21 protein-coding genes and 1 pseudogene are annotated in these 23,929 nt (G+C 50.1%); 15 read left to right on the top strand and 7 right to left on the bottom strand.

The window, feature by feature from the left end:
• Positions 1-164 precede the first annotated feature (164 nt).
• The 10 genes from PHH59_RS12205 (at position 165) to PHH59_RS12160 (ending at position 13,275) form a co-directional block, all read left to right on the top strand.
• Complete coding sequence (locus PHH59_RS12205) at positions 165-2,546, top strand: hypothetical protein (RefSeq protein ID WP_300016367.1); 2,382 nt, start codon at positions 165-167, stop codon at positions 2,544-2,546.
• Positions 2,547-2,566: 20 nt separating this feature from the next.
• The gene (xseB, locus tag PHH59_RS12200) at positions 2,567-2,800 is read left to right on the top strand and encodes an exodeoxyribonuclease VII small subunit (RefSeq protein ID WP_300016364.1); all 234 of its coding nucleotides are present in this window, start codon (positions 2,567-2,569) and stop codon (positions 2,798-2,800) included.
• Positions 2,793-3,689, top strand: a complete 897-nt coding sequence (ispA, locus tag PHH59_RS12195; RefSeq protein WP_300016361.1) for a (2E,6E)-farnesyl diphosphate synthase — start codon at positions 2,793-2,795, stop codon at positions 3,687-3,689. The genes xseB and ispA overlap by 8 nt, the downstream gene beginning before the upstream one ends.
• A gap of 904 nt (positions 3,690-4,593) precedes the next feature.
• Positions 4,594-5,157: a GspH/FimT family pseudopilin gene (locus PHH59_RS12190; protein WP_300016358.1), complete on the top strand. Its 564-nt coding sequence runs from the start codon at positions 4,594-4,596 to the stop codon at positions 5,155-5,157.
• 18 nt (positions 5,158-5,175) lie between these two features.
• Positions 5,176-5,622: a type IV pilus modification protein PilV gene (gene pilV, locus PHH59_RS12185; RefSeq protein WP_300016355.1), complete on the top strand. Its 447-nt coding sequence runs from the start codon at positions 5,176-5,178 to the stop codon at positions 5,620-5,622.
• Positions 5,619-5,876 (top strand): HEPN domain-containing protein, encoded by a 258-nt coding sequence (locus PHH59_RS12180; RefSeq protein ID WP_300016352.1) that lies wholly within the window; start codon positions 5,619-5,621, stop codon positions 5,874-5,876. The genes pilV and PHH59_RS12180 overlap by 4 nt, the downstream gene beginning before the upstream one ends.
• Entirely contained in the window at positions 5,863-7,404 is a 1,542-nt protein-coding gene (locus PHH59_RS12175; RefSeq protein WP_300016348.1) for a PilW family protein, read from the top strand. The genes PHH59_RS12180 and PHH59_RS12175 overlap by 14 nt, the downstream gene beginning before the upstream one ends.
• A 15-nt stretch (positions 7,405-7,419) precedes the next feature.
• Positions 7,420-7,917, top strand: coding sequence for a pilus assembly protein (locus PHH59_RS12170; protein ID WP_300016345.1), 498 nt, complete (start codon positions 7,420-7,422; stop codon positions 7,915-7,917).
• 62 nt (positions 7,918-7,979) lie between these two features.
• Positions 7,980-12,371 (top strand): PilC/PilY family type IV pilus protein, encoded by a 4,392-nt coding sequence (locus PHH59_RS12165; protein ID WP_300016342.1) that lies wholly within the window; start codon positions 7,980-7,982, stop codon positions 12,369-12,371.
• A 523-nt stretch (positions 12,372-12,894) separates the two neighbouring features.
• The gene (locus tag PHH59_RS12160) at positions 12,895-13,275 is read left to right on the top strand and encodes a type IV pilin protein (RefSeq protein WP_300016339.1); all 381 of its coding nucleotides are present in this window, start codon (positions 12,895-12,897) and stop codon (positions 13,273-13,275) included.
• Positions 13,276-13,593: 318 nt separating this feature from the next.
• Here PHH59_RS12160 and PHH59_RS12155 read toward each other — a convergent pair whose 3' ends face one another.
• Genes PHH59_RS12155 through PHH59_RS12145 form a run of 3 tightly spaced genes read right to left on the bottom strand, consistent with a single transcriptional unit; the run spans position 13,594 to position 16,381 of the window.
• Entirely contained in the window at positions 13,594-13,818 is a 225-nt protein-coding gene (locus PHH59_RS12155; RefSeq protein WP_300016336.1) for a FeoC-like transcriptional regulator, read from the bottom strand.
• Positions 13,815-16,148, bottom strand: a complete 2,334-nt coding sequence (gene feoB, locus PHH59_RS12150) for a Fe(2+) transporter permease subunit FeoB (RefSeq protein ID WP_300016334.1) — start codon at positions 16,146-16,148, stop codon at positions 13,815-13,817. Before feoB ends, PHH59_RS12155 begins: the two co-directional genes overlap by 4 nt.
• Complete coding sequence (locus tag PHH59_RS12145) at positions 16,148-16,381, bottom strand: FeoA family protein (protein ID WP_300016331.1); 234 nt, start codon at positions 16,379-16,381, stop codon at positions 16,148-16,150. The genes feoB and PHH59_RS12145 overlap by 1 nt, the downstream gene beginning before the upstream one ends.
• Before the next feature lie 585 nt (positions 16,382-16,966).
• Between PHH59_RS12145 and PHH59_RS12140 the strand changes: the two genes are divergently transcribed.
• Positions 16,967-17,569 (top strand): glutathione S-transferase N-terminal domain-containing protein, encoded by a 603-nt coding sequence (locus tag PHH59_RS12140; RefSeq protein ID WP_300016328.1) that lies wholly within the window; start codon positions 16,967-16,969, stop codon positions 17,567-17,569.
• Entirely contained in the window at positions 17,566-17,946 is a 381-nt protein-coding gene (locus PHH59_RS12135; RefSeq protein ID WP_300016325.1) for a ClpXP protease specificity-enhancing factor, read from the top strand. Before PHH59_RS12140 ends, PHH59_RS12135 begins: the two co-directional genes overlap by 4 nt.
• A 345-nt stretch (positions 17,947-18,291) precedes the next feature.
• On the opposite strand, the gene PHH59_RS12130 is transcribed toward PHH59_RS12135, so the two are convergent.
• Entirely contained in the window at positions 18,292-19,149 is an 858-nt protein-coding gene (locus tag PHH59_RS12130; protein WP_300016322.1) for an NAD(P)-dependent oxidoreductase, read from the bottom strand.
• A gap of 78 nt (positions 19,150-19,227) precedes the next feature.
• On the opposite strand from PHH59_RS12130, the gene PHH59_RS12125 reads away from it, so the two are divergent.
• Positions 19,228-19,581 carry a GNAT family N-acetyltransferase gene (locus PHH59_RS12125; protein WP_300016319.1) on the top strand — a complete coding sequence of 118 codons (354 nt, stop codon included), beginning with the start codon at positions 19,228-19,230 and terminating at the stop codon, positions 19,579-19,581.
• A 222-nt stretch (positions 19,582-19,803) separates the two neighbouring features.
• On the opposite strand, the gene PHH59_RS12120 is transcribed toward PHH59_RS12125, so the two are convergent.
• From PHH59_RS12120 to PHH59_RS12110, 3 genes are all read right to left on the bottom strand, one after another.
• Positions 19,804-20,718 carry an EamA family transporter gene (locus PHH59_RS12120; RefSeq protein ID WP_300016316.1) on the bottom strand — a complete coding sequence of 305 codons (915 nt, stop codon included), beginning with the start codon at positions 20,716-20,718 and terminating at the stop codon, positions 19,804-19,806.
• Complete coding sequence (locus PHH59_RS12115) at positions 20,715-21,365, bottom strand: glutathione S-transferase family protein (protein ID WP_300016313.1); 651 nt, start codon at positions 21,363-21,365, stop codon at positions 20,715-20,717. Before PHH59_RS12115 ends, PHH59_RS12120 begins: the two co-directional genes overlap by 4 nt.
• 356 nt (positions 21,366-21,721) lie before the next feature.
• Positions 21,722-22,627, bottom strand: coding sequence for a LysR family transcriptional regulator (locus PHH59_RS12110; protein ID WP_300016310.1), 906 nt, complete (start codon positions 22,625-22,627; stop codon positions 21,722-21,724).
• A 126-nt stretch (positions 22,628-22,753) separates the two neighbouring features.
• Between PHH59_RS12110 and PHH59_RS12105 the strand changes: the two genes are divergently transcribed.
• Together PHH59_RS12105 and PHH59_RS12100 are read left to right on the top strand one after the other, a co-directional pair.
• On the top strand, positions 22,754-23,614 hold the full coding sequence (locus PHH59_RS12105; RefSeq protein WP_300016307.1) for a pirin family protein: 861 nt from the start codon (positions 22,754-22,756) through the stop codon (positions 23,612-23,614).
• Positions 23,615-23,698: 84 nt separating this feature from the next.
• Positions 23,699-23,821, top strand: a pseudogene (locus PHH59_RS12100) (hydrolase); the annotation flags it as partial.
• Positions 23,822-23,929: the final 108 nt, after the last annotated feature.

Genomic DNA, 23,929 nt, shown 5'->3' with positions numbered 1-23,929 from the left:
CATAAGCTTAGTAAATCGCGGTTGAAAGAAAAATATACTGGACAGCGTGACACCTTAGCAAATCTAAAAACCCGGCATTGGCCTTAGGCGATTTCCGACGAAGAAAATTGGCTTCAGCCCAAGCGGTACGCACTCGGTTATTATGACTTGAATTCACGGATATTATGCAATTAATCAACTATTTATATACCCACAGCCTTGCCCTTGCCTTTTTTTTGCTCGCTAGCTTTGCCGCAATATCCCATGTTTTCTCCCCGTTGCCGATCATTTTTTTACTATTTTATCTGGCATTATCAATTTATTTTCCGCGTTTATGGCTAGTGGCAATACCCGCATTATTGCCTATTTTGGATTTAAGCCTATGGACGGGAAACCTGCTTTATAACGAATACGACATCCTGCTGCTGCTTACTTTGGCGGTGTTGTTTTGGCGCAAAGATAACACCGAAAAAGAGGCTACGCCGCCATATCAGCTTTTATACTGGCTATTATTGATCGCCTTTACCGCGAGTTTTTTAAAAAACTTCTGGCCGCTGCTGGAAAGCGGCTTACAGCCTGATGATATTTATCAAAGCAACTGGAATAGCCTACGTATCGGTAAAGGATTTTTTTATGCTTGGCTTTTATGGCCATTTATTCGACGGGAGCTTTACGTCCATCCCAAGCTTAGCCAACGTTTATTGGCAACAGGCATTACCGCCAGTTTACTGATTTTTGGGCTGTTGGTGCTATGGGAGCGGCATGTGCTTAGTGCTTTGCCCCCTTTTCATGACCGTTATGAATTTTTATCGGCATTATTGGATTTTTCCAGCACATACCGGATCACCGGCTGGTTTACCGAAATGCACGTTGGCGGCGAAGCCGTTGATGGCTACCTGGTTTCGCTGACACCCTTGGTCGTTTATTTGCTGACCCGCCAATTGCGGCAAGTTGAGTTCGCCATCATCTCGCTTGCCGCCGGCTTAGGGTTTTATGCCGTTATCGTGACTTTTACGCGCACAACTATTGCCAGTTTCACCTTATCCCTGTTTGTCACCTTATTGGTGTTAATCGTCAGTAAACGCAATTCCTTCAAATCAACCCACAATGCTTTTTTGCCCACTTTTGTACTGTTTCCACTCTGTTTTATCGGCTTATTCCTGGGTTTTAAGTTAGCCGGATACCAAGCTTTATTGACTGGCCTAATCAGTTTTTTTGCCGCCCTGCTGTCCGGTTATTTTTTGTTTGGACGCAACCGGGAATGGCAATGGCTTGGCATTGCTGCAATCGCTTTATTGACGCTATCTGTTGTGGGGATAAGCAACTCGGCATTGGAAAGTAAATGGCATTTTTTCAGTTACTCCGATGCCATTCGTCTAGCGGTGCTGCTAAGCATTTCCCATGTAAGCCCAGGTTTCTTGCTGGGCAGAATCGCCAAAAAACAAGCCATCCCGTTAAAAAACCTACAAATAGCCGCCGTGTTTATCGGATTATTTTTATTTCTGGCGATTGGTTTAAGCTCAACCCGATTTGAACAACGTTTTTCTGAAGTGTCAGGTGATCTTTCAACCCGCGAACATCACTGGCTACAAATGATTTCTTTCCGTACCCCCGACAGTTTTAGCAGTGCCGTCATCGGCGAAGGTGTAGGCACGATACCCGGTTTGTTTTATCAAAATACCTTATTGACGCGCTCGCTGCCCAGTTTTCGTATTGCAGAAGAAAACGGACAAGCTTATTTGATACTTGGAGCCGGTGAATTTAACTTTTTCCAGAAAATCTTTTTAGAACCTGAGCAGAACTATCATTTGACCGTGACCGCCCGTTTCAAATCATTGGCGGACAAATTGGCAATAGGCGTTTGTAAAAAACACATCTTAACCAGTGAACACTATCAACCCAGTTGTATTTCAAACGGATTCAAACCCAGCCATATTGACACCTGGGACGCCTATAACTGGGATTTTAAATATAACGAAAAAGACACTTGGCTGGACTGGCCGACCACTTTAGTTATTCATAATGACAGCAAGCAAGCTGTTGAAATCGGCTCAATCACCATCGACAGCCCGACAGAAAACCAAGTGATAAGAAACGGCGGTTTCACCGATAAATTACAAAGCTGGTTATGGGTCATAGACTTTGACCATTTACCCTGGCATAGCAAACAGCTATTTATCCATGTTTGGTTAGAACAAGGAGGCTTGGGCCTAGTGTTGTTTATCTGCTTGTTGGTTTTCGCCTTTAAACACCAATGCGTGTTGCTGGCAAAAGGCTCGTCAGTCCCGCTGGCGTTTTTACCGTCGATGACGGCAGTTATTTTGGAAGGGTTTACTGGAACCATGCTCGATGCGCCGCGTGTCTGCACCCAGATTTATCTTATCCTATTTGCCGCCTTGCAATGGCCTGATCCCAACGCGCCCAAAAATCAGTCCAATTCAAGATCCGTCCATTCCAGTAGAAATCAGCGGAACCCAGGCCGCGCAGCGAATCCCATCGCCATCAACAACCATTCTACCCACACACGCCGTACAAAGATTTCAGCTATAATGGAAAGCTTGATTTAGCCACCTTTTTATAATCTTACATGCCGAAAAAAAAATCTGCGACCCTGTTTGAAGACGCGCTTGCCGAACTGGAACAACTGGTCACCCGTCTTGAACAAGGTGATATTTCCCTGGAAGAGTCGCTAAAATCATTTGAACGGGGTGTCAATCTGACGCGCACCTGCCAGCAAGCCTTGCAAGCAGCGGAACAAAAAGTCCAGATCCTGATAGAAAAAAACGGCACTCAATCCCTGGAGCCTTTCGCCAATGAGTAATGCGTTAAAAGAATACCTCAGTTTTTGCCAAGCCCGTGTCGAACACGCACTGGATCTTCGTTTGCCAAACGCAAACATTTTGCCGCAAAAACTGCATCAGGCCATGCGCTACTGCGTGCTGGACGGCGGCAAACGCACCCGCCCGCTGTTGACTTACGCCACCGGCAAAACCTTGGGCATTGCCCCTGAAGCCTTAGATGGCGCGGCCTGTGCTGTGGAATTCATCCATGTGTATTCCTTAATCCATGATGATCTGCCCGCTATGGATGATGACGGTTTACGGCGTGGTAAACCAACTTGCCATATCGCCTTTGATGAAGCGACGGCGATTTTGACTGGCGACGCCCTGCAAGCCCTGGCATTTGAAATTCTGGCGCATGACCCCAGCATCATCGCCAGCGACGCCAACCGTTTAAAAATGCTCACCACCCTGGCAAAAGCCAGCGGTTCGCAAGGCATGGTCGGCGGTCAAGCGATAGATCTGGATTCGGTCGGTACGATGTTGAGCCTGCCTGAGTTGGAAAACATGCACATCCATAAAACCGGGGCCTTGATACGCGCCAGTGTCAATCTGGCAACGCTGTCAAAAAGTGATTTGGATACCGCGGTGGCGACCAAGCTTGACCATTATGCAAAATGTATCGGCCTGTCTTTTCAAGTTAAGGACGACATACTCGATGAAGAAAGCGACACGGCGACCTTGGGCAAGACCCAAGGCAAAGACAAAGACAACAACAAACCCACCTACCCTGCCCTGTTGGGCATGGCGGGGGCCAAACAAAAAGCCCGTGAGCTGCATGAAATGGCATTGGAAAATCTAGGTGTTTTTGGCCAGGAAGCGGATTTATTACGTGATTTATCGCTTTATATTATTGAGCGCAACCATTAATTCATTGGCCCGACAGGGTTTAAAAACCTGCCCGGCCAACCCTCGCTACGCTCTCCCTGCCGGAATGCTGTCGGGTTACGCTGCCGCTAACCCGACCACCGAAAAACATCCCACATAAAATAAATTCATTGACTTAATGGCAGTATGGCTAATCCCGCCAACAAACCAACAAACCAACAAACCAACAAACCGCCAAACGTCTGGAAGGCTAAATCTTGTCAATTGCCCCTAAGGATTTGGCTAAAAATAACTTCCCTGAACCATTCTTGAAACCCTAGACCTGACAGGTTTCAAAAACCTGTCAGGTCTTAATATCGGGAAGTTATTAATGGCCAAATCCTAAATTAATTGCTCTATATGGGTTTCGGGGTCTTATCAACAACCATCCAAAATATCACATCATTCCGGCAATCCCTTTATGCCCCAGAGGGTATATGCCGGAATGACGGGTATTTTGGAAGCCGCTATGTGCATTAACGGCTTGCCTTATACATTTTTAGTAAAGAGATCCTGAAACCCATATAGAGCCTAATTATTTAATTTAGCTTTAATTCTCGCCAATAAATACTATACTTATGGCGATAAAAATGAATGGCTTATTTTAGCTTAAGGGGCTTTTTGACGGCTACCGTGATTATGGAATAATTTATACTTCAAACGATCAGGTTTTCGGTTTTTTCAGAACACGGCCCATGTAGGATGGGTTTCCTCGCGTCAGCCCATCCCACTAAACTAAAACTGAAAATCTGACCGCTCAAGAGTATGGCGGTTTTTTTGGGGCCAGTTGAAGGCGTTAATTTTAATGCTAGATGTTTTTTCCAGGGCTATATTTCCTGCCGCTTTTTTAATGAAACATGGCGGGATAATTGGTAACGAAACTAACTAAATAAAATCCAATCCGCTAATGCACAACAAAAAAACACAGATCGGCTTTACCCTGATTGAATTAATGATGACGCTGGCGATAGCCTCAATAGTCGTAGGCATCGCCACACCCAGCTTCCAAAGCATGATCAGCAACAGCCGCTTGACCGCCTCCACCAATGATTTCGTTAGCGCCTTAAGTCTTGCCAGAAGCGAAGCGGTCAAGCGGAGTGTGCGGGTCACCGTGTTGCGGAAAGGTCCTACCGCCGGCGCTTGGGAATCCGGCTGGGATGTTTTTGTCGATGCCGACGGTGACAATGCCCTCGATCCTAATGCGGGAGCTTGCCTGCCAAACGCAGACTGTTTGTTACGGACTTATGATGGCTTGCCGGCCGGTTACACGTTGACAACGGGGGGTAGTTATGATGACCATGCAGTTTTTTTACCCAATGGTCTCAGTGGGACTCCCATTGGCGATACCTTCACTTTATGCGACGGTACTCATGATGACGGTCAATCGCGTAAAATCATCGTAAACTCAACGGGGCGGGCAAGAGTTGACGTTCCTCCCTATGACCCTCCCCTTCCAGTCAATTGCCCATAATTTTTTCAATCTTGAATTATGAATAACAGCTCCGGATTCACCCTAATCGAAGTCCTGATAGCCATGCTGGTACTAGCGGCAGGCTTGCTTGGGCTGGCTGGCTTGCAAGCCACCAGCCTGGGCAATAACCAGGGCGCTTACAACCGCAGCCAAGCCACCCAATACGCCAATGATTTGGCGGACAGGATACGCGCCAATGCCGGTGCCGTAGGCTCTTACATCGCCGACCCGACCACTGCCGCAGCAAAACCAGGTTGCCAGAGCACCACCGGTTGCAGTCCGGCGGACATGGCAGAAAATGATCTCTATGAATGGAACTTGGCGTTAATAGCCGCCCTGCCCGTCAACGCGGTCAACATCGGCCAAATCGCCGGCATAATTACCATCAGTATCAGTTGGGACGAAAATCATGATGGTGTGGTTGACGGTGATGACCCCGATTTCCTAACGAGTTTTCGGTTATGAACACGAACCCTTTCACACAGATTGCCACCCAAGACGGTGTCCAATATGCCTGGTTAAGACAAAGCCTCAATGACTTTGAAATGGCGAAGATATTGCTAACAGCAAACAAATGGGACGGCACTTGCTACCATGCCCAACAAGCCCTAGAAAAACTGTTAAAATTTGTACCATGCGACGCGGGACAAGCCCAGCCAGCCACCAGCCCCCTTTCCCAAACCTTGGATATTTTGAGGGAAGTTTATGAACATCAATAACCCTATCTCGGCCGCCAGAATTAAAAAACAAAAAAATGTACTGGCCTACCTCAGCTTGGCGTTCAAAGGCTTTGCCTATCCTGTCTACTTGTTTGGCTCCTACGCAACGGGTCGCTTCCACGGCGAATCAGACGTTGATATAGCCATCATCGCCCCCGATGCCCAAGCAAAAGACGTTTATAATCAAGCGTGTGACAAAATGACTGGTCTAGGCATGAATTACGGCATCCTTATATCCTCCTCAATCAATCACTTGGATAGCAGCATGGCCACCTCCTTGCAGGGTATTTCGGCAACTGCTCCCTGCGTTGCTCTACCTCCTGCATCCATGCAGTCGTCGGCATCCTCCCTAAATGCCCTAGAAGATAAAAGCAAAAGCATTGGCCTATCTTTTTTAGCATCAACAAAAAACAAAGTGCATTCGTCAACTTATCTCCTAGAAAATAGGCAGCCGTACAAACCCTTACCCCCCCCCCAAACTTACCGCCGCCAAACCGGCCTAACCCTGATAGAAATCATGGTGGCGATGCTGATTGGCCTGTTTTTATTGGGCGGCGTATTGCAGGTTTTTGTCGGTAGCAAACAAACCAACCGGATGCTCGAGGCACTCTCCAGAATACAAGAAAATGGCCGCTATGCGATGGGGTTTCTAAATAACGACATCCGCATGGCGGGGTTTTTAGGATGTGACAGCGGGATACCACTGACCAATAAATTGAATTTACCTGCCCCACCTGGCGATTTTTTATATCGCTTCGACCGGGCCATTGACGGCTTTGAAGCAACGTCCCCAGCGGCATGGACACCCGCCATCAATGCCGCGATCACCTCCCCTCTGGGCGGCTCCGATGTCGTCACCATCCGCAGGGCGGCAGACCAAAGCTTTACCGTGGTCGCCCATGCAGCAGCCACTGCCGGCCTGACTTTAGATGCCACTGCCACTATCGCAAATTTGCAGGCCGCTGATTTTTTAAAAGTCGACACTACTAATTATTGCGCTTCTGCAATAGTAACAAATTGTGCTGCCGCCACTATCTTTCAAGCTAATACAGTTGCAGCAAACCTGCTTTCGCAAAGCCCCATCAACGCTTGTGCGCTTGGTAACGCCGATAATGATTTAGGTAGAACCTACGGGAATGGTGAAGTCTATCCGATCCACACGATCAGCTATTACATAAGGCTTAATGCCTCACTCCAACCCGCGCTTTATCGGCGGATTGATGCAAGGAATGCCGAAGAATTGGTGGAGGGGATTGAACAAATGCAAATTTTGTATGGCGAAGACTTGGATGCACCTGGAACTGCTGGTTATGGTTCGGCCAATTACTATGTGCCGGCCGACTCAATACCCGCCGCTGGCTGGGGCAGGGTCGTCAGCATCCGCATCAGCCTAGTGGCGGTATCCCTTGAAGATAATGTCACGTTGGAGCCGGTGGCTTATTTTTTCAATGGCGGCTCCATCACACCTCCTGACCATCGGTTAAGAAGGGTGTTTACTTCAACCATTGCCGTCCGCAACCGGCTATAAGAGAATGTGAAAGTTATGTATCAACGCATTAAATATCAATCCGGCGCGGTTCTGGTCATCAGTTTGATCATGCTGTTGCTGCTGACCCTAATCGGCATCACCGGCACCCTAACCAGCTCGCTGGAAGAGAGAATGGCTGGTAACATGCGTGACGAAAGCCTGGCTTTCCAAGCCGCCGAATCCGCCCTCGCCGCCGCAGAAGCCACCCTTGCCCCCCCTACCCCCTTGCCTACGTTTGCTGATGACGGTACGGGCGGATTTTATTCGCAAGCATCCACCATCCCGACCACATCGGCATTAATGACGGATACTTTCTGGACAGGCCAACCAGTGCATACTTCTTCAGTTACGGGCTTGGGCGTCGCCACGCCTAGTTATATCATCCAAAATTTGGGGCCTGTCCCCTGTTTGACCCCCCCTTGCCCTGCCATCCCGATTTATAGAATTACCGTTAGGGCCACTGGACAATCCGCCAGCACAGTGGTTATTTTGCAATCCGTCCATCAGCCCTAATCACATAAAAAAGGTCTTTGGACGCATCGATTTTACCGAAACTATCCCATCGGAGACTTGCAATGAACACTTTTAAGCATAAACCTTATCTTAGCCCAAATAGTTTGCTGGTCTGGTTGGCGTTGGGCTTAATGGCCTGGCTTCCGGCCAGCACCAGCCTTGCGGCTATTGCGCCAGCCCCATTATTCCTTTCCACCAGTGTGCCGCCCATCGTGATGCTAGTCATGGGGCGGAACCATAAGCTTTATTATGAAGCTTATAACGACGCCTCGGATCTTAATAATGACGGTCTGATTGATGTCGGTTATAAACCCGGGATTGATTACTACGGTTATTTTGATTCACACAAATGCTATATCTACGACTTAAATAAATTCACGCCCACCTCGATAACTACCGACAAAAGCTGCACCAGCGAATGGAGCGGCGACTTCCTTAACTACTTGACCACCTCCAGAATGGACGCGATACGCAAAGTGTTATACGGCGGCCAACGCAGTACTGACACCACGGGCAGCACGGTTTTAAAGCGGGTCTTTATCCCTCAGGACGCCCATAGTTGGGGCAAGGAATATACCAGCGTGGCAGTTGATGGCTATGACATCAGGGACTACACCCCTTTGCCGCTTCCTGCTTCGGGGAAGCGGCATCTTTTTGCCAGCACCACGTTGACCGGTTCAGCAAGTGACCCGCTGTTGCGCGTACTTCCAAATAGCACATACCGGATATGGGAATGGGTGTCCATTGAACGGCCCGTAGCAGGGCCAAAATGTCTACATGGTAGTAGCGGACCGGCTTGCGGTACGATCACGGATTACCGCGTATACGTCGATGTCTGCTTGCCTAGCCTGTTAGAAACCAACTGCAAGGCTTACAGTGATGGCACCACCACCACCTATAAACCCACCGGATTGCTGCATATCTATGGCGAAGAAGATTTGGTGTATTTTGGTTTGCTCACTGGATCGTACAAGAAAAACATATCGGGCGGGGTGCTTAGAAAAAATATACAATCATTCAAAAACGAGGTGAACCCTACTACAGGGCAGTTCCTTGCCGTCAAGGGCATTGTCGACACTATCAACAAGTTGCGGGTAGTGACTTTTAATTATGCATGCCCGTATTGCTATGCGTCAGGCTGGATCGCTACCCGTCCCATTAATGAAGGCGAGGCCGCTGAATGGGGCGAACCTGTTGCCGAAATGATGTACGAAGGGTTGCGCTATTTTGCCGGGAAAGCCAGCCCGACCCCTGCATTTTCAATATCTTCAACTGACACACCCGATGCCACCTTAGGCTTGCCCGTGGCAACTTGGCTAGACCCGTATAAAGCGGTGGCGGCAGGTGGCGGGGGCCACCTCAGTTGTGCTAGGCCGATGGAATTGGTCATTAGCGATATCAACCCATCGTATGATACTGACCAATTGCCTGGTAGTTATTTCAATGTTTTTGCCAGTGACTTGGCTGGTCTCAATGTGTCCACCTTGGCGGATAGCATCTGGGCGGGGGAAACTGAAGCGAGCAATATATTCATCGGGCAATCAAACACGCATAGCGATGGCACCCCTTCCCCTAAAACAGTGACCAGTTTTAAAGATATTCGGGGCTTGGCTCCGGAAGAGCCCACCAAATTGGGCGGGTATTATGCGGCCAGCGTTGCTATGCATGGTAGGGGAAGCGACTTGCATACGGCGGCGGGGAATCAAAAAACCGATACGATTGCAGTGGCTTTGGCTTCCCCGCTACCCCGCATTGAAATTCCGGTAGACGGTAAAAAAATCACCTTAGTGCCTTTTGCAAAATCAGTAGGAGGAGCATTCGGGATTAGCAATTCGGAAGGCCAATTTCAGCCAACCAATCAAATTGTTGATTTTTATGTTGAAAAAATTGCGAACACGGCGACTGGAAACATGGACGGCTCGATAAACCAAGGCCGCCCTTATGGCAAATTCCGAATCAATTATGAAGACGTGGAACAAGCCGCCGACCATGATATGGATGCAATTGTTGAATACACCTTTACTGTTAATGCCTCCAAGCAGGTAGTGGTTGATCTTAACTCTACTTATGCTGCGGGTGGTATTATCCAACACATGGGTTATGTCATCTCCGGCACTGAGTCTAGCGACGGGGTTTATCTGGAAGTTCGTGATAAAGATACAGCCGTAGGCAGTGATCCAGACTATTTTCTGGATACCCCGCCAGGATCGGCACCATGGAACGATGGTCAGCCCTTGCCATTAACAGCATCAAGAACCTTCACCGCAGGGGCTAACACCTCGGCCAGCTTTATCAAGCACGATCCGCTCTGGTATGCCGCAAAATGGGGAACAACTGACAAAAATGATGACGGCGTTATTGATGCTCTAGATTGGGATAGCGATGAGGACGGTGTGCCCGATAATTATTTTTTGGTGACCAATGCCGGAAAGCTTCCAGAGCAACTGGGCAAAGCTTTTGCCAAGGCACTCAATGTCGTGGGTTCGGCTTCCGCAGTGGCGGCCAATTCCACCCGCTTGGATAAAGGCACTCAAGTTTATCAGGCCAAATTCAACTCAAAATACTGGAACGGTCAATTGTTTGCCTATAACATTGATCCTGATACCGGTGCTTTAACTATAGACTGGGAAGCCTCGTCCAAACTTCCTTTACCGGTTACTGCCAGCCGCAAGATCTACACTTATAACCCTTTGGCAGTGCCTCGAAGCATCGAGTTTAAGTGGGACAACTTAAACCCTTCCCAGCAGACTTATCTGGATACCTTGGTAGGCTTTAACGATGGCAACGGCAGTTTGCGTGTTGACTGGTTGCGGGGGGATAACGCAAAAGAACAAAAATATACTGGCGGTATCTTTAGGGATAGGCTTTATAGTGCCTTGGGCGATATCGTTAATTCCGACCCCGTATTTGTGGGGAAAGAAGATTATGGCTACGCTGGCTTACCCGGCGTAGAAGGTAGCAGTTATGAAGCCTTTCTAACAACCAACAAAACCCGTAAGCCTATGATTTATGTGGGGGGCAATGATGGCATGTTGCATGGTTTTGATGCCACCAACGCAACTGGCGGGACAGAAATATTGGCTTACATTCCCAATGCCTTATTTCCTGAATTAAGTAAGTTGACATCCCCTAACTATGCCCATCAGTATTATGTCGATGGCCAGTCTGCTGTGAGCGATGTTTATTACGGTTCGGATTGGCACACCGTGCTGGCAGGGACGACTGGCGCCGGTGGTCGTGCCGTATTCGCGCTGGACGTGACCGATCCTGACCACTTTGGCAGCGTCGGCGGCCCTTTGTGGGAGTTTACCAACGCAGACGATGGTGACTTAGGCTATACCTTGGCGCAGCCGACGGTAGTCAAGATGCAAGACGGGCATTGGGCGGTGATTGTCGCCAATGGCTATAACAGTGACTCAGGCCATGCCGTGCTGTTTGTCCTTGATGTAGAAACGGGTGCGGTGCTGCAAAAAATTGATACGGGGATTGGCGATCCGACCAATAAAAATGGCCTTTCTTCCCCGGTAGCCGTTGACGCTAATCTTGACCGCAGTGTAGATACGGTTTACGCAGGGGATTTGTACGGCAATTTATGGAAATTTAATCTTGCCGATGCCGCCGGCACTTGGCCGGTCCCATCCGCCCCGTTCTTTGTGGCTTGCACGACAGCGGGCGGCTGTAGCGCCCCTAATGACCCTAACCGCCAACCCATCACCGGCAAACCCAACGTAGGCGCAGTGGGGGCTGTGGGTACTGATCAAAACGGTGTCGGTATTATGGTTTATTTTGGCACCGGCAAATACTTTGAAACAGGCGACAATATTGTTAGTGCCAGCCCGCCACCGCCAGTGCAAACGTTTTACGGCTTATGGGACAAGGGGACGTCTATCACTGACCGGGGCTTGTTAAAAGAACAAACCATTGATGCTGAAGGCACATTTGGGACGGCCCATCCGCTTCGCGTCGTCTCGAAAGATCCTGTTTGTTATAAAGCTCCTTGTCCGAGTGGCCCGGTTAGAAGCGGTTGGGCATTAGATTTAAAAAGCCCAGTAAATGGTCCCGAAGGTGAGCGGGTTGTCAGTTTCCCCCTTGTCCGCCGAGGCTTAGTGATATTTCCAACCGTTATTCCAGATCGTGACCCATGCAGCTCTGGTGGAAAATCATGGTTAATGGAGCTCGACGCGCTCAATGGCGGGGAATTTAGTGGCGCGCCATTTGATACTAACGGGGATGGTAAAGTTGATAACGATGACTTGGTAACCGTAAACGGTGAAAAACACGCGGCGTCGGGTATTGACTTGGGAGTCGGCATTATTAAAACCCCTGCGGTGGTTGAGGCGCCAATAGTTGATTACAAATATGTCAGTGGTTCTGATGGAACAATGGGTTCTGTTGCTGATGTCAAGCCGCCCGCTGGTCCCGGAATCCGCCGGTCTTGGCGGCAACTAAGGTAGCTTGCAATCCGCCAGGCACTGATGATGTTATGCGGCAAACTAAAAAACCAACGGCTTACCAAGCTACAATTCGGGTAAGCCATTGGTGCCGCAACGCTTGAGTAACATCAGTTAAGGATTTGGCCATTAATAACTTCCTGATATTAAGACCTGACGGGTTTTTGAAACCCGTCAGGTCTAGAGTTTCAAGAATGGTTCAGGGAAGTTATTTTTAGCCAAATCCTAAGCGTTACAATCGCTACTGAAGGCAATCTTACAATTCCTTTGGCTTTAGGTTTTCAGGAGTGCAAACCTAGTACCCAGTCATTTTTATTTTGACGGGTATTGGCGTGGCCGGCCGGAATACCCGCAGGGCATAAATAAGGCCGCCCGTGCGAAGCGCAGGGTGGGTGTTTCCGGCAATAGGAAAGAATGTTTGCCGGAAACAACCGTTCTCATGCCGGAAGCAATTATTGAGCAAATCCTTAGCAAGCCCCGTATAGGCCACATCTATTGGAATATCAATGAGGTTAAATAAAACATCATGAATAAAGCAAAAAAAATCAACGGGTTCACCCTGATTGAGTTGATGATATCGGTAGCCATTGTTGGTATTCTTGCCAGCATTGCCTATCCCAGTTACCAAAGCAGCGTCCAAAAATCCCACCGCTCCGATGTGCAAGCCAACTTATTGAATTTGGTCAACGTCATGGAGCGGAGGTATACAGAAAAACCTGACTATACCTTGGTTCCCGCTCCCCCCCCCACTCCTTATTACACAATAGCGATTAATCCGGTTACTGCGACCACCTACACTTTATCGGCTACACCTATAGTGGGTAGCGGCCAGGACGGCGACCCTTGTGGAACCTTGACTATTGATAATTTTGGCACTAAAGGGGGCGATATATCAGGTTGTTGGTGATTGCAAGGTAGCCTGACAATCCAACAATGGGTTTGTTAGCCAAGTTTAAGGCTTCAAAATATACTTTAAACGCTCAAGTTTTCGGTTTTTTAGGTAGGGTACGCTGTGCGTACCTTTAAAAAATCATCATAAAATCAACGCAAAAGGTACGCACAGCGTACCCTACGATGGATTGCAAAAAACCGAAAACGTGACCGTTCAGAGTATATGTGTTCATGGACTACAAACCCCGGTTTGTAGTCTTCAACAATTAAATCACAATCACTACCCCATTTTTCTAGGATTCATCGCGCCAATCCCGACTTGAAACCAGCTAACTTAAACCTTATCAACCCATTCATACAACTCGGTCAAGGTCGGGTCGCATTTGCAACAACTGCCGCCGCAATTGGCTTCCAGGGACATTTTACGCACCTTGCCTTTGCTGATCCATTTACCCAACATGCCGCGTATGGCATCCGGCTCAGCATCAAAATGGGTGGCCAACTCTTTTAATGACACCCGATGTTGTTGTTTTAAAAACTCGCGTAAATCCAAAATCATTTCAACACCTCCTGACGAGGTTTATTGTCGGCATTTTTTCCGGTCAACCATAAACCCAGCCAGACCAAAGCAAAGGCCATCAATAAACCGTTTATCCAGGCCAATGAATAAAAGGGATGTTGCCCGTAAGTCATGGTTTGGTAGAAAACCGTGGCGGTCAGGTAGGCAATGCCGGTTGTCCAGCAGACGACAAAAATAGCCCAGGTCCGGTTGGTTTCGCGGTAAATGGCGGCGGTTGCGGTCACGCATGGGGCATAAAGCAAGATGAACAACAGATATGCAAACGCCCCCGCTTTGCCATCAAAACTCCGCTGCATCGCCGCAAAAGTGGCGGTTTTTACTTCTTGCTCGGTGGCTGCCGCAGCTAGGTCGTTGACGTTGCCAATATTCAAGCCCAATGGATCGAGGGCGTTGTCAGCGACGTCACGCAGATTTTTGGGAATGGTCAAAAGCGCATCCAATAACGCCTGTTTTAAGCTAAATTCCGCCTCTGGTACGTTTGGTGCGGTGCTGTCGCTGCCCAGTTGGCTGTACAGGGCATCCAATGTCCCCACGACGGCTTCTTTGGCGAGTATCCCCGTGAATATGCCCACTGTCGCCGGCCAATTATTGTCGCTGATGCCCATCGGTTTAAAGATTGGCGTCAAACTGCGGCCTATGGCACTTAACACCGATTTATCGCTGTTTTCGCGTCCGAAACTGCCATCCACACCCAAGCCATTGAGGAAATTCAGTATCAAAACCATCGGCACAATGACTTTTCCGGCATTAAAAATGAAGGATTTGAGTCTGTCCCACGTTCTAATACAGACACCGCTGATAGTTGGCAAATGATAGGCGGGTAGTTCCATGATGAAAGGAGTGGTTTCACCTTTGAACAGGGTATGGCGCATGATGAGTCCCGTGATGACCGCGACGGCAATACCTAGCAAATACAAACCGAACACAATATTTTGCCCGCCGACCGGAAAAAAAGCGGCGGCGAACAGCGCGTACACGGGCAAACGTGCGCCGCAGGACATGAACGGGTTCATTAAATTAGTCAGTATCCGGTCACGCTGGTTTTCCAAGGTGCGCGTTGCCATAATCGCGGGGACATTGCAGCCAAAACCGACTATCATCGGCACGAAGGATTTGCCAGGCAAACCCATCATCCGCATGAACCGGTCCATTACAAACGCCGCACGAGCCATATAACCCGAATCTTCTAGCGCGGATAGGAATAAAAACAGAAAACCGATGATCGGGATAAAGGTGGCAACCACTTGGATGCCACTACCAATGCCTTTGGTGATGAGCACATTCAGCCAGTCAGGAACTGACCAAGCGGTCAACAACACCCCCAAACCATCGACCAGCAACGCACCGACCGCTTGATCGAAAAAATCAATAAACGCACTGCCGATGTTAATGGTAAACATAAACATCGTGTACATCACCAGCAAAAACACGGGGATGCCAAGAAAGCGGTTCAATACAAACCGGTCGATCATTTCTGTGGTGTGGCGGCTAATTTCGTTGAGTTTACAGACGCTGCGCTGGGTGAGTTGGTTGACAAAGGCATACCGGGCGTCGGCGGCGAGGATGTCTATCTCATCATCGGTCTCATCGGCGACGCGCTCTTGCAAAGACAATACTTTTGGCAAGATCGCGAAGCCGCCAATGTCTTTGGCGAGCGTGTCGTCTTCGAGCAAGCGCAGAGCCAACCAACGCAAATCGCATGGATAATTGGCCGCCGTTTCCTGTAAGTCGGGCGACAAGTCGTTGACGGCCTGTTCCAAGGCAGGGCAATAGGCTATGGCAATAGATGGGACGGGCTGGGTTTGCGCGGCTTTGTTGATCGCGGTTTTTAATCCGGCAATACCGTGTTTGGCTGAGGCGGTGATAGGGACTACCGGACAGCCTAATTGGACGGACAGTTCGTCTACATCTATTTTTATGCCGCGCCGTTTGACGGCATCCATCATATTCAGCACCAAAATCATTGGCACACGCATTTCTATCAATTGCGAGGTCAAGTACAGGTTACGCTCAATGCTAGATGCGTCAATGATGTTGATAACGAGGTCGGCTTGCCTGGACGCCACATAATCCCTGGCGACTTTTTCATCTAAAGAAACTTGGTCATCGGCGGCTTCCAGCGAATAGGTGCCGGGCAAATCGACCAATTCGATGATTTTGCCATCATGGGAATATTCGCCGGATTTTTTCTCCACGGTCACACCCGACCAATTGCCCACATGTTGTTTAGCACCTGTCAAGGCATTAAACAAGGTGGTTTTGCCGCAATTGGGGTTGCCAACCACACCGACCGTAAAATCCGCCCTCATCACAGCTTCTCTATCAACAAGATCGCCGCTTCGTCTTTGCGTAAGGTCAGGGAAAAACCGCGTAATTTGATTTCCACCGGATCGCCCATAGGCGCGAACCGGGTCACGCTAAATGCTGTACCTGGAGTCAACCCCATAGCCAGCAAACGTTTACGGTAAGCTTTGCCGGACTGTTCAAAGCCAACAATTTTTCCTAGATCACCGACATGAAGACTTTTTAAACTAAGAGCCATAAAATCATCCCAAAATTGTGAATACACTTTAAAAGAACAATAATTTATCAATAATCATTCTCATTTATGGCGAATATATCATAGATCACGATTCCGTCAAAAAAGCATTTAACATTCCCAAAGGCTTGCTTTTTCAACACCCACTTGCCTATTGGGTTTTAGCCCGGATTAGTTAAATAACTTAGGAATGTGCATGGAATAAATTCTCGGATCAAGACCTGTCAGGTTTTCAAAACCTGACAGGTCTGACGAGCCGGTGCGGAAATTATTTCATGCCCGTTCCTTAAATAACCCAGATTGTGTAAGTTGCCAGTTGATTCTTTATCCACATGGCAAACATTATGTCGAAAATCTATAAAAATGCTGGGTGGATAAGCAATACCCGTATGCAATTCATTAATTTGGCCTATACCATAAGATTATGGAAGCGTGGGCTGTAACAAAAAAAGCGGCTTTGTTTCCGACAACAATCCGACAGTTCCAACAAAAAGCTCTATCTTTCTGCTATAATGGCTCTTTTTTATCGCCCTACATACGTCAAAGAGGTTGTTATTTGTGGCTAATATTATTACTCGTAAATCTGTAATGACGCTTTTTTCATCCGCCACCTGTCCGATGAGCCACTGCGCCCGCTTTGTCTTACACGAAAAAGCCATCACCGCTGACATAGAATATTACGATCCCGCCAATCCCCCTGAAGATTTGCTGGAGTTAAATCCAACAGGCACATCCCCAACATTGATTGAACGCGAACTGGTTTTATACGATTCCCGTATCATTATGGAATACCTGGACGAGCGTTTTCCCCACCCGCCCTTGCATCAGATGGATCCGGTCTCACGAGCCACCGCTAGAATGGTGATTAAGCGTATAGACCAGGACTGGTATGAATTGCTGGAAGAAATTTCATCGTCCGGGGAGAAAAAATCGGCGCGTGCCAAAAAACTGCTACGCGAAAGCCTGCTTGCCGCAGCACCTGTTTTCGCCGCACGGCCTTATTTTATGAGTGATGAGTTTTCGCTGATTGATTGTGTGATCGCACCTTTGTTGTGGCGGTTGCCGAGTGTGGGAATTGATGTCACGACCCAGAATGAAGCCATCAACAACTATGCCCAACGTATTTTTAAACGCGCCGCTTTTAAACGCAGTCTCAGCGATGCCGAAAAAGAGATGGTGGAGTTAAAATGACACCCTTAAAACCCTATTTAATCCGCTCTGTTTATGAATGGCTTATTGACAATGACTTGACCCCGCATTTGTTGGTTGATGCCCTGCACAAGCAAGCAGTGGTTCCTGAACAGTTTGTCAATGACGGCAAAATTGTCCTGAATCTAAGGCCACAGGCTGTAGAGGCATTATCCTTGGGCAATGATGATATCGAGTTTAACGCCCGCTTCAGTGGCAAACCGATGCACATCATTGTCCCGGTTGTTGCCGTATTGGCGATTTATGCCAAAGAAAACAACAAAGGCATGGGCTTCGACCAGGAGGAATACCATGATGCCGGAGATCCTCCACCAGAGAAAAAGCCTCCTTCCCGACCACATCTGCGCGTTGTGAAATAAATCCAATTCAAGCCGTGCCCTGACAAAAAGGCATGGCTTAGTTTTTATCGGGTTTATACAACATAGAATTTGCTATAGGCTTCCGCCTGCCTTCCCTGCCGCCCGTATTTTAGCCTTGCCTTGCTGTTACCTGATCAATCCGAATGATCTTGTGTGGGTATATGATCGCGCGGAACTATACAAAGTTAAGATTCTTCACCGATACCTGCTTGGAGCCGGACTATCATCTTCGTCTGTATTATCTTGTCTTATCTTATTGTTATATAACGGTTATTAGTGTTTTCTGTCAAGTGCTAGTTAAGATTGTTATCACTTCCTTGCTTGGGAAACCATCAGGCCAAAGGGTCAGATAGGTTTTCTCAGACGATACAACGCCGATATGTCTTCATCCCCATAGCCTTCCGCCATCAACCGTTCGTAGTCGGTAACGGTCATCGCCGACAAAGGGATGGCGACATGGGCTTTTTCCGCCATGCGTTGGCAGATTTTCAAATCCTTATGGTGTAAAGCCAGCTTAAAGCCCGGGGCAAACGTGCCGCTGGTCATGGTTTTGCCGCGCTTGTCCAAAAACCAATTCCCCGCCGCACCGCCCGCCACGGCATCAATCACTTTTTCCATCGGCAGGTTTTGCGCTTGCGCAAACGCCAAGGCTTCGGTCACCGCTTGGTTGATGCCCGCACATAAGACTTGGTTGACCGCTTTGGTCGCTTGCCCGGAACCTACAGGGCCGATATGGATAATGCGTGAAGACATGGCTTCCAGCACCGGGCGCACTTTGTCCAACGTATCCGCGTCGCCGCCGATCATGATCGACAACGTGCCGTTGTTCGCCCCTTCCACGCCGCCGGAAACGGGTGCGTCCAAAAATGCCACGCCTTTGGCCTGTAACAATGCCGCCGCCTGTTTCGCAGTTTCGCTGCTGACCGTGGACATATCAAGCACCACCGCACCTATTTTGGCAGTCCCGGCAATCGCCGCAACCACCGCCAACACATCGCCATCCGCCGACACGCAGGTCAGCACCACATCCATGTCAGCGGCAAGCGTGGCGATGTCTGCATAAGCGGAAACACCCAACTCCACCGCTAAATCTTGCGCTTTTACGGCAGTGCGGTTGTACACGCCTGCCAGCAAACCTGCTTTGGCAAGGTTGCGTGCCATCCCTAAGCCCATTGCGCCTAGGCCGATAAAACCAATTTTCATGTTGTGCCTCCTGTTTTATGGTGGTGAATTCGTATCATAATTGAATATCGCCACAATTTCCCCCTTTAGGCTGCTGATGTGGCAGCGGTTTTTGAGGCATCAGGCATTCGCCGCCCCACCAGGGATTTGGCGCGGATTGAGCGTATGTTTGCTAATGCCAACCTCATCCTCTCCGCTTGGCATGAAGGCAAACTCATTGGCGTATGTCGCGCACTGACTGATTTCAGTTATTGTTGTTACTTGTCCGATCTTGCTGTCGCCCATGCCTACCAAAAGCATGGCATTGGGCGTGGGTTTATTGCCCGAGTCCAAGCTTCCATCGGTGATGAGGTCGCACTTATCCTATTATCGGCTCCTGAGGCAATGGCGTATTACCCCAAGGTTGGCTTCGAGAAAATTGAAAACGGATTCATTATCAAACGAACTCATTAACGCCAAGCCGGTTTAATTTTTTTCCGCCACGACTCCAATCAACACCATAGACACAGGAGTCCTTACCCTCGGCATCCAGTGGAAATCGCTCCAGATAACGCGAACAGATCGCGCCTCTCTTTTTTCCTCCTGAATTCGCGCGATATAAGGCGGCCAGGGCGTTCGTGGACAGCTACGCAAAAGCCCAGGGCGGGGTTCCCTAAGCCTAACGGTCGGGGCGCATCATTTGCCCACGCCTTGCGCCGTTGCTGGCTTTCCCCGATATGAGCCGTTCATGAATATGACCGATCCAATAATGACCGCCGATGCACTCAGAATGCGCGGCGTCAGCGGCTCTTGCGCGAACCAATTGCCTAAAAACACCGCCACCAATGGGTTGACGTAAGCGTAAGTCGCCACAAGCGGGATCGACGCGTTCTGCAGCAGCCAGGCATAGGACGCGAAACCGATCATTGAGCCGAACACAATCAGATACGCCAATGCCAGCCATGAGCCGGCCGATACCTGGGCAAAGCTGAAGACACTCCATCTTTCGCTTAGTACGCTGACAACCAACAAGGCAAATCCGCCAGCCAGCATTTCCGCGCCCGTCGTCATCAGTGCCGTCTTCGGCAAATCCGCGCTCTTGCTGTAGATCGAACCGATCGCCCAAAGCAAACTGGCAAGCAGAAGCGCCGCCACGCCGGGCCCGTTTAACGACATGCCGTCCGAAATCGCCGACGGGCCGACCAGCAGGTAAATCCCCAAGAAACCGATGACCAAACCGGTAAGCACACGCAGCGACGGCCGGGTGCCGTTTGGCCTGACCGCATCGGCAATCACTAGGAACAGGGGCACGGTACCGATGATCAGCGCGGCAACGCCGGACGGGACGGTTTGTTCGGCCCAACAGACCAAGCCGTTGCCGCCGAGCAATAACAAGGTGCCGACAATGGCGGCCGAACGCCACTGGCGCAAGGTCGGCGCGGCATCGCCGGCCAGGCGCCGCCAACCCAGCAAAATGACGCCGGAAACGACAAAACGCAATCCCGCCGACAAAAACGGCGGCAACGTCTCGACCACAAAGCGGATCATCAGGTAAGTCGATCCCCAAACCAGATAAACCGCCAGCAACGCGGCCCAAACCTTCACCTTCATTCTTCAAACGCCTGAATGACCTCGGTTTCCGCTAGACTCGATGCGATCCATTCCTTTACCGCCGGATGATCCAGCACCGTATCCACGTAGTCTTGAGCCGTCGGCCCCGCTGCTAGCCGATAGGTATGGAAACGCAAGGCAACTGGCGCGTACATGGCATCGAGAATGCTGAAACGGCCCAACAGCCAAGGGCCGTCAGCGGCGTGATTGTCCCGGCATTCGCTCCAGATTCGACCGATCCGTGCGATTTCCTTATGGACCCCGTCGGGCAATGCCTTGGCGGCAAGTGGCCGCCGGCAATTCATCCCGCAATGGCTGCGCAGGTTGGCAAAGCCCGCGTGCATTTCCGCAGCCAGGGAACGGGCCAGGGCGCGGTCGGCCCGCGATACCGTCCATCCCTGAGTTTCCGGGAAGCGCTCGGCCAGATACTCCAGGATCGCCAGCGAATCCCAGACGGTTATGCCATTGTCCATCAGCACCGGTACCTTACCCGCGGGAGAAAACTCGGCGATGCGGGCTTGTGTATCGTCCCGGTAAAGGGGTATCCGCACTTCCTCGAACGCAATGCCGTGGTGTTTCAAAAACAGCCAGGGGCGCAGGGACCAGGACGAGTAATTCTTGTTGCCGATGATTAAGGTTATAGTCATGAGAGATCCTATCGGTTGGAATATGGGTTAAATGGTTATCGAAGCGTCGCTACGGAATAGGACGCGGACAGTACGCCCATCCCGGAAGTGTAAGCCCAAACCGCCGAAATTCCGGCGGGTCTTTTGCGGACTGAGTATTCCCGTCAAAATGCCACCTATTTTATAGCAAACCCGCCGGATATTCCGGCAAAAAACCGACCGCTGGCAATGATTGATTTTATTGACGTTAACCGTCAAGTATCGGCTCTTTGCTGCCTGTGGCAATGCTAAAAGTCGATAGGCTGAATTGGCCTGTATAGCTGGCACCGAAGACCTGCAACATCAAAAGTTACGTTAGACATCGCTGGGTGTTTGCGTCATTCTTCATCGAAAGATGCATAACGATTGGCGAGATAGTCAATCAATGCCCGAACAGAAGGCAATAGGCCTCGTCGCGAAGGAAACACGATATGGATGATCTCCCGACGTGGTTTCCATTCGGGCAACACTTTGAGCAAAGAGCCAGCGGCCAACTGCGCCTGCACCATCAGTACCGGTAGTTGTACGACGCCGACACCAGCCAGGGCCGCATTTCTCAGTGCGATCATATCGGTTGTCACAAAGCGCGGCCTATGATGCACAATCGCTTCTGCGGCATTCGGGCCATGCAATACCCAGCTATAGGTTTGCTGCGGCGCACCGAGACCTAAGCTAGGCCACTCACCCAGCTCGGACGGGGCGGCAGGCGGGCCAAACTGCTGAACCAGTTTGGGGCTGGCCACCAAACATTGGCCTCGTTCGGACAACACCCGCATGACCAGATCACTGTCCTCTAGCGGCGGCGGGCGCACCCGAATCGCCACATCCACGCCTTCGCTCAGCAAATCGACCCGCCGGTTGGTGGCTTCCAGATATACTGTGACCTGCGGATAACACATCATGAAATCGGCCAGCATGGCGCCAACATGTGCATGCAGCAGCGCCACCGGGCAAGTCAGGCGGATCACGCCGCAAGGCTTGGCATGCACCGTGTCGATAGCCGCTTGCGCCGCCTCAGCTTCCACCAACATCGCTTTGCAATGTTCATAATAGGTTTGTCCGACTTCCGTGACGGTGAAATGGCGTGTCGAACGTTGAATCAGACGCACACCCAAACGCTCTTCCAACTGGGCCATACGACGACTGAGTTTGGACTTCGGGATGCCCAAGGCCCGGCCTGCCGGCGCAAAGCCGCCGTGATCAACCGTTTGGACATAGTAGTAAAGGTCATTCAGATCCTGCATTACAGCCTACGCTTCATCGTTCATAAAATAGGACTCTGAGGCCCAGTTTAGCAGGCTACACGAACCATTGTGTCGATATTATACTTTACCCAACGCTATAAACATCCTCACTATCAGGAGATCGACATGAAAAACGTCCTCGGCATCTACACCGCACCGCGCTCTCATTGGGTGGGCGATGGCTTTCCAGTCCGTTCGTTGTTTACCTACGAAAGCCACGGCAAGCAGCTCAGTCCTTTCCTGTTGCTAGACTACGCAGGGCCGGCCGACTTCACCCCCACTGATAGACCGAGAGGCGTCGGTCAACATCCGCACCGTGGCTTCGAGACAGTCACCATCGTCTACAAGGGCGAAGTCGCTCATCGCGACTCGACCGGCCAGGGCGGGGTCATTGGCCCCGGCGATGTGCAATGGATGACGGCGGGCGACGGGATTCTGCATGAAGAATTCCACTCCCCGGCATTTACCCAGTCCGGTGGCACGCTGGAAATGGTGCAGCTTTGGGTAAACTTGCCGGCCAAGGATAAAATGACCCAGCCAGGTTACCAGGCCATACTCGACCAAAATATTCCTGTCATATCCCTTGGCGATAATGCTGGAACACTACGGGTGATTGCGGGTGAATTCGGCGGCCATGCCGGCCCGGCCCGAACCTTCACGCCGCTTCAGGTCTGGGACATGCGACTGGCGCAAGGTGGCATGACTGAACTGGCGTTGTCTGAGGGATGGAATGTGGCATTGGTGGTTCTGCACGGCAGTGTGAGGGTAAACGGCAGCGCGACCGCCCGCGATGCACAGTTGGTGGTGCTGGGCCAGTCAGGACGAAATATCGCCATCGAGGCCAGCACCGATGCCGTGGTATTGCTGTTGAGCGGCGAAGCGATAGGCGAGCCCATTGTGGGTCACGGTCCGTTCGTGATGAACAGTCAACAAGAAATCATGCAAGCCATAGACGATTTCAACAGCGGCCATTTCGGCCAAATGTGAATAGATCCAGCTCAACCGCCTCAGGGCGGTGGAGCGTCACCAACCGGTGCCTAGGCACCATATCAACCGTTAAGGAGAAATACCATGACTACACCTTATGTCCGTCTCGACAAAAATAATGCCGCTGTTCTACTGGTCGATCATCAGACTGGATTGCTGTCTCTGGTTCGGGATATTGATCCCGACAAATTCAAAAACAACGTCCTCGATGCCGTATAGTCTCCTCGCACCGTCGGATGCGCGCATCGTGCTGTCGGTGAGAGACAGTTCCCAGTTGCCGAACATGGCCACCTCTTCAGCCCGGTTCAGTCGGTC

This window comes from Methylovulum sp. (assembly GCF_028687615.1).
Taxonomy (GTDB): domain Bacteria; phylum Pseudomonadota; class Gammaproteobacteria; order Methylococcales; family Methylomonadaceae; genus Methylovulum.
This window is presented reverse-complemented; position numbering and strand designations above follow the sequence as displayed.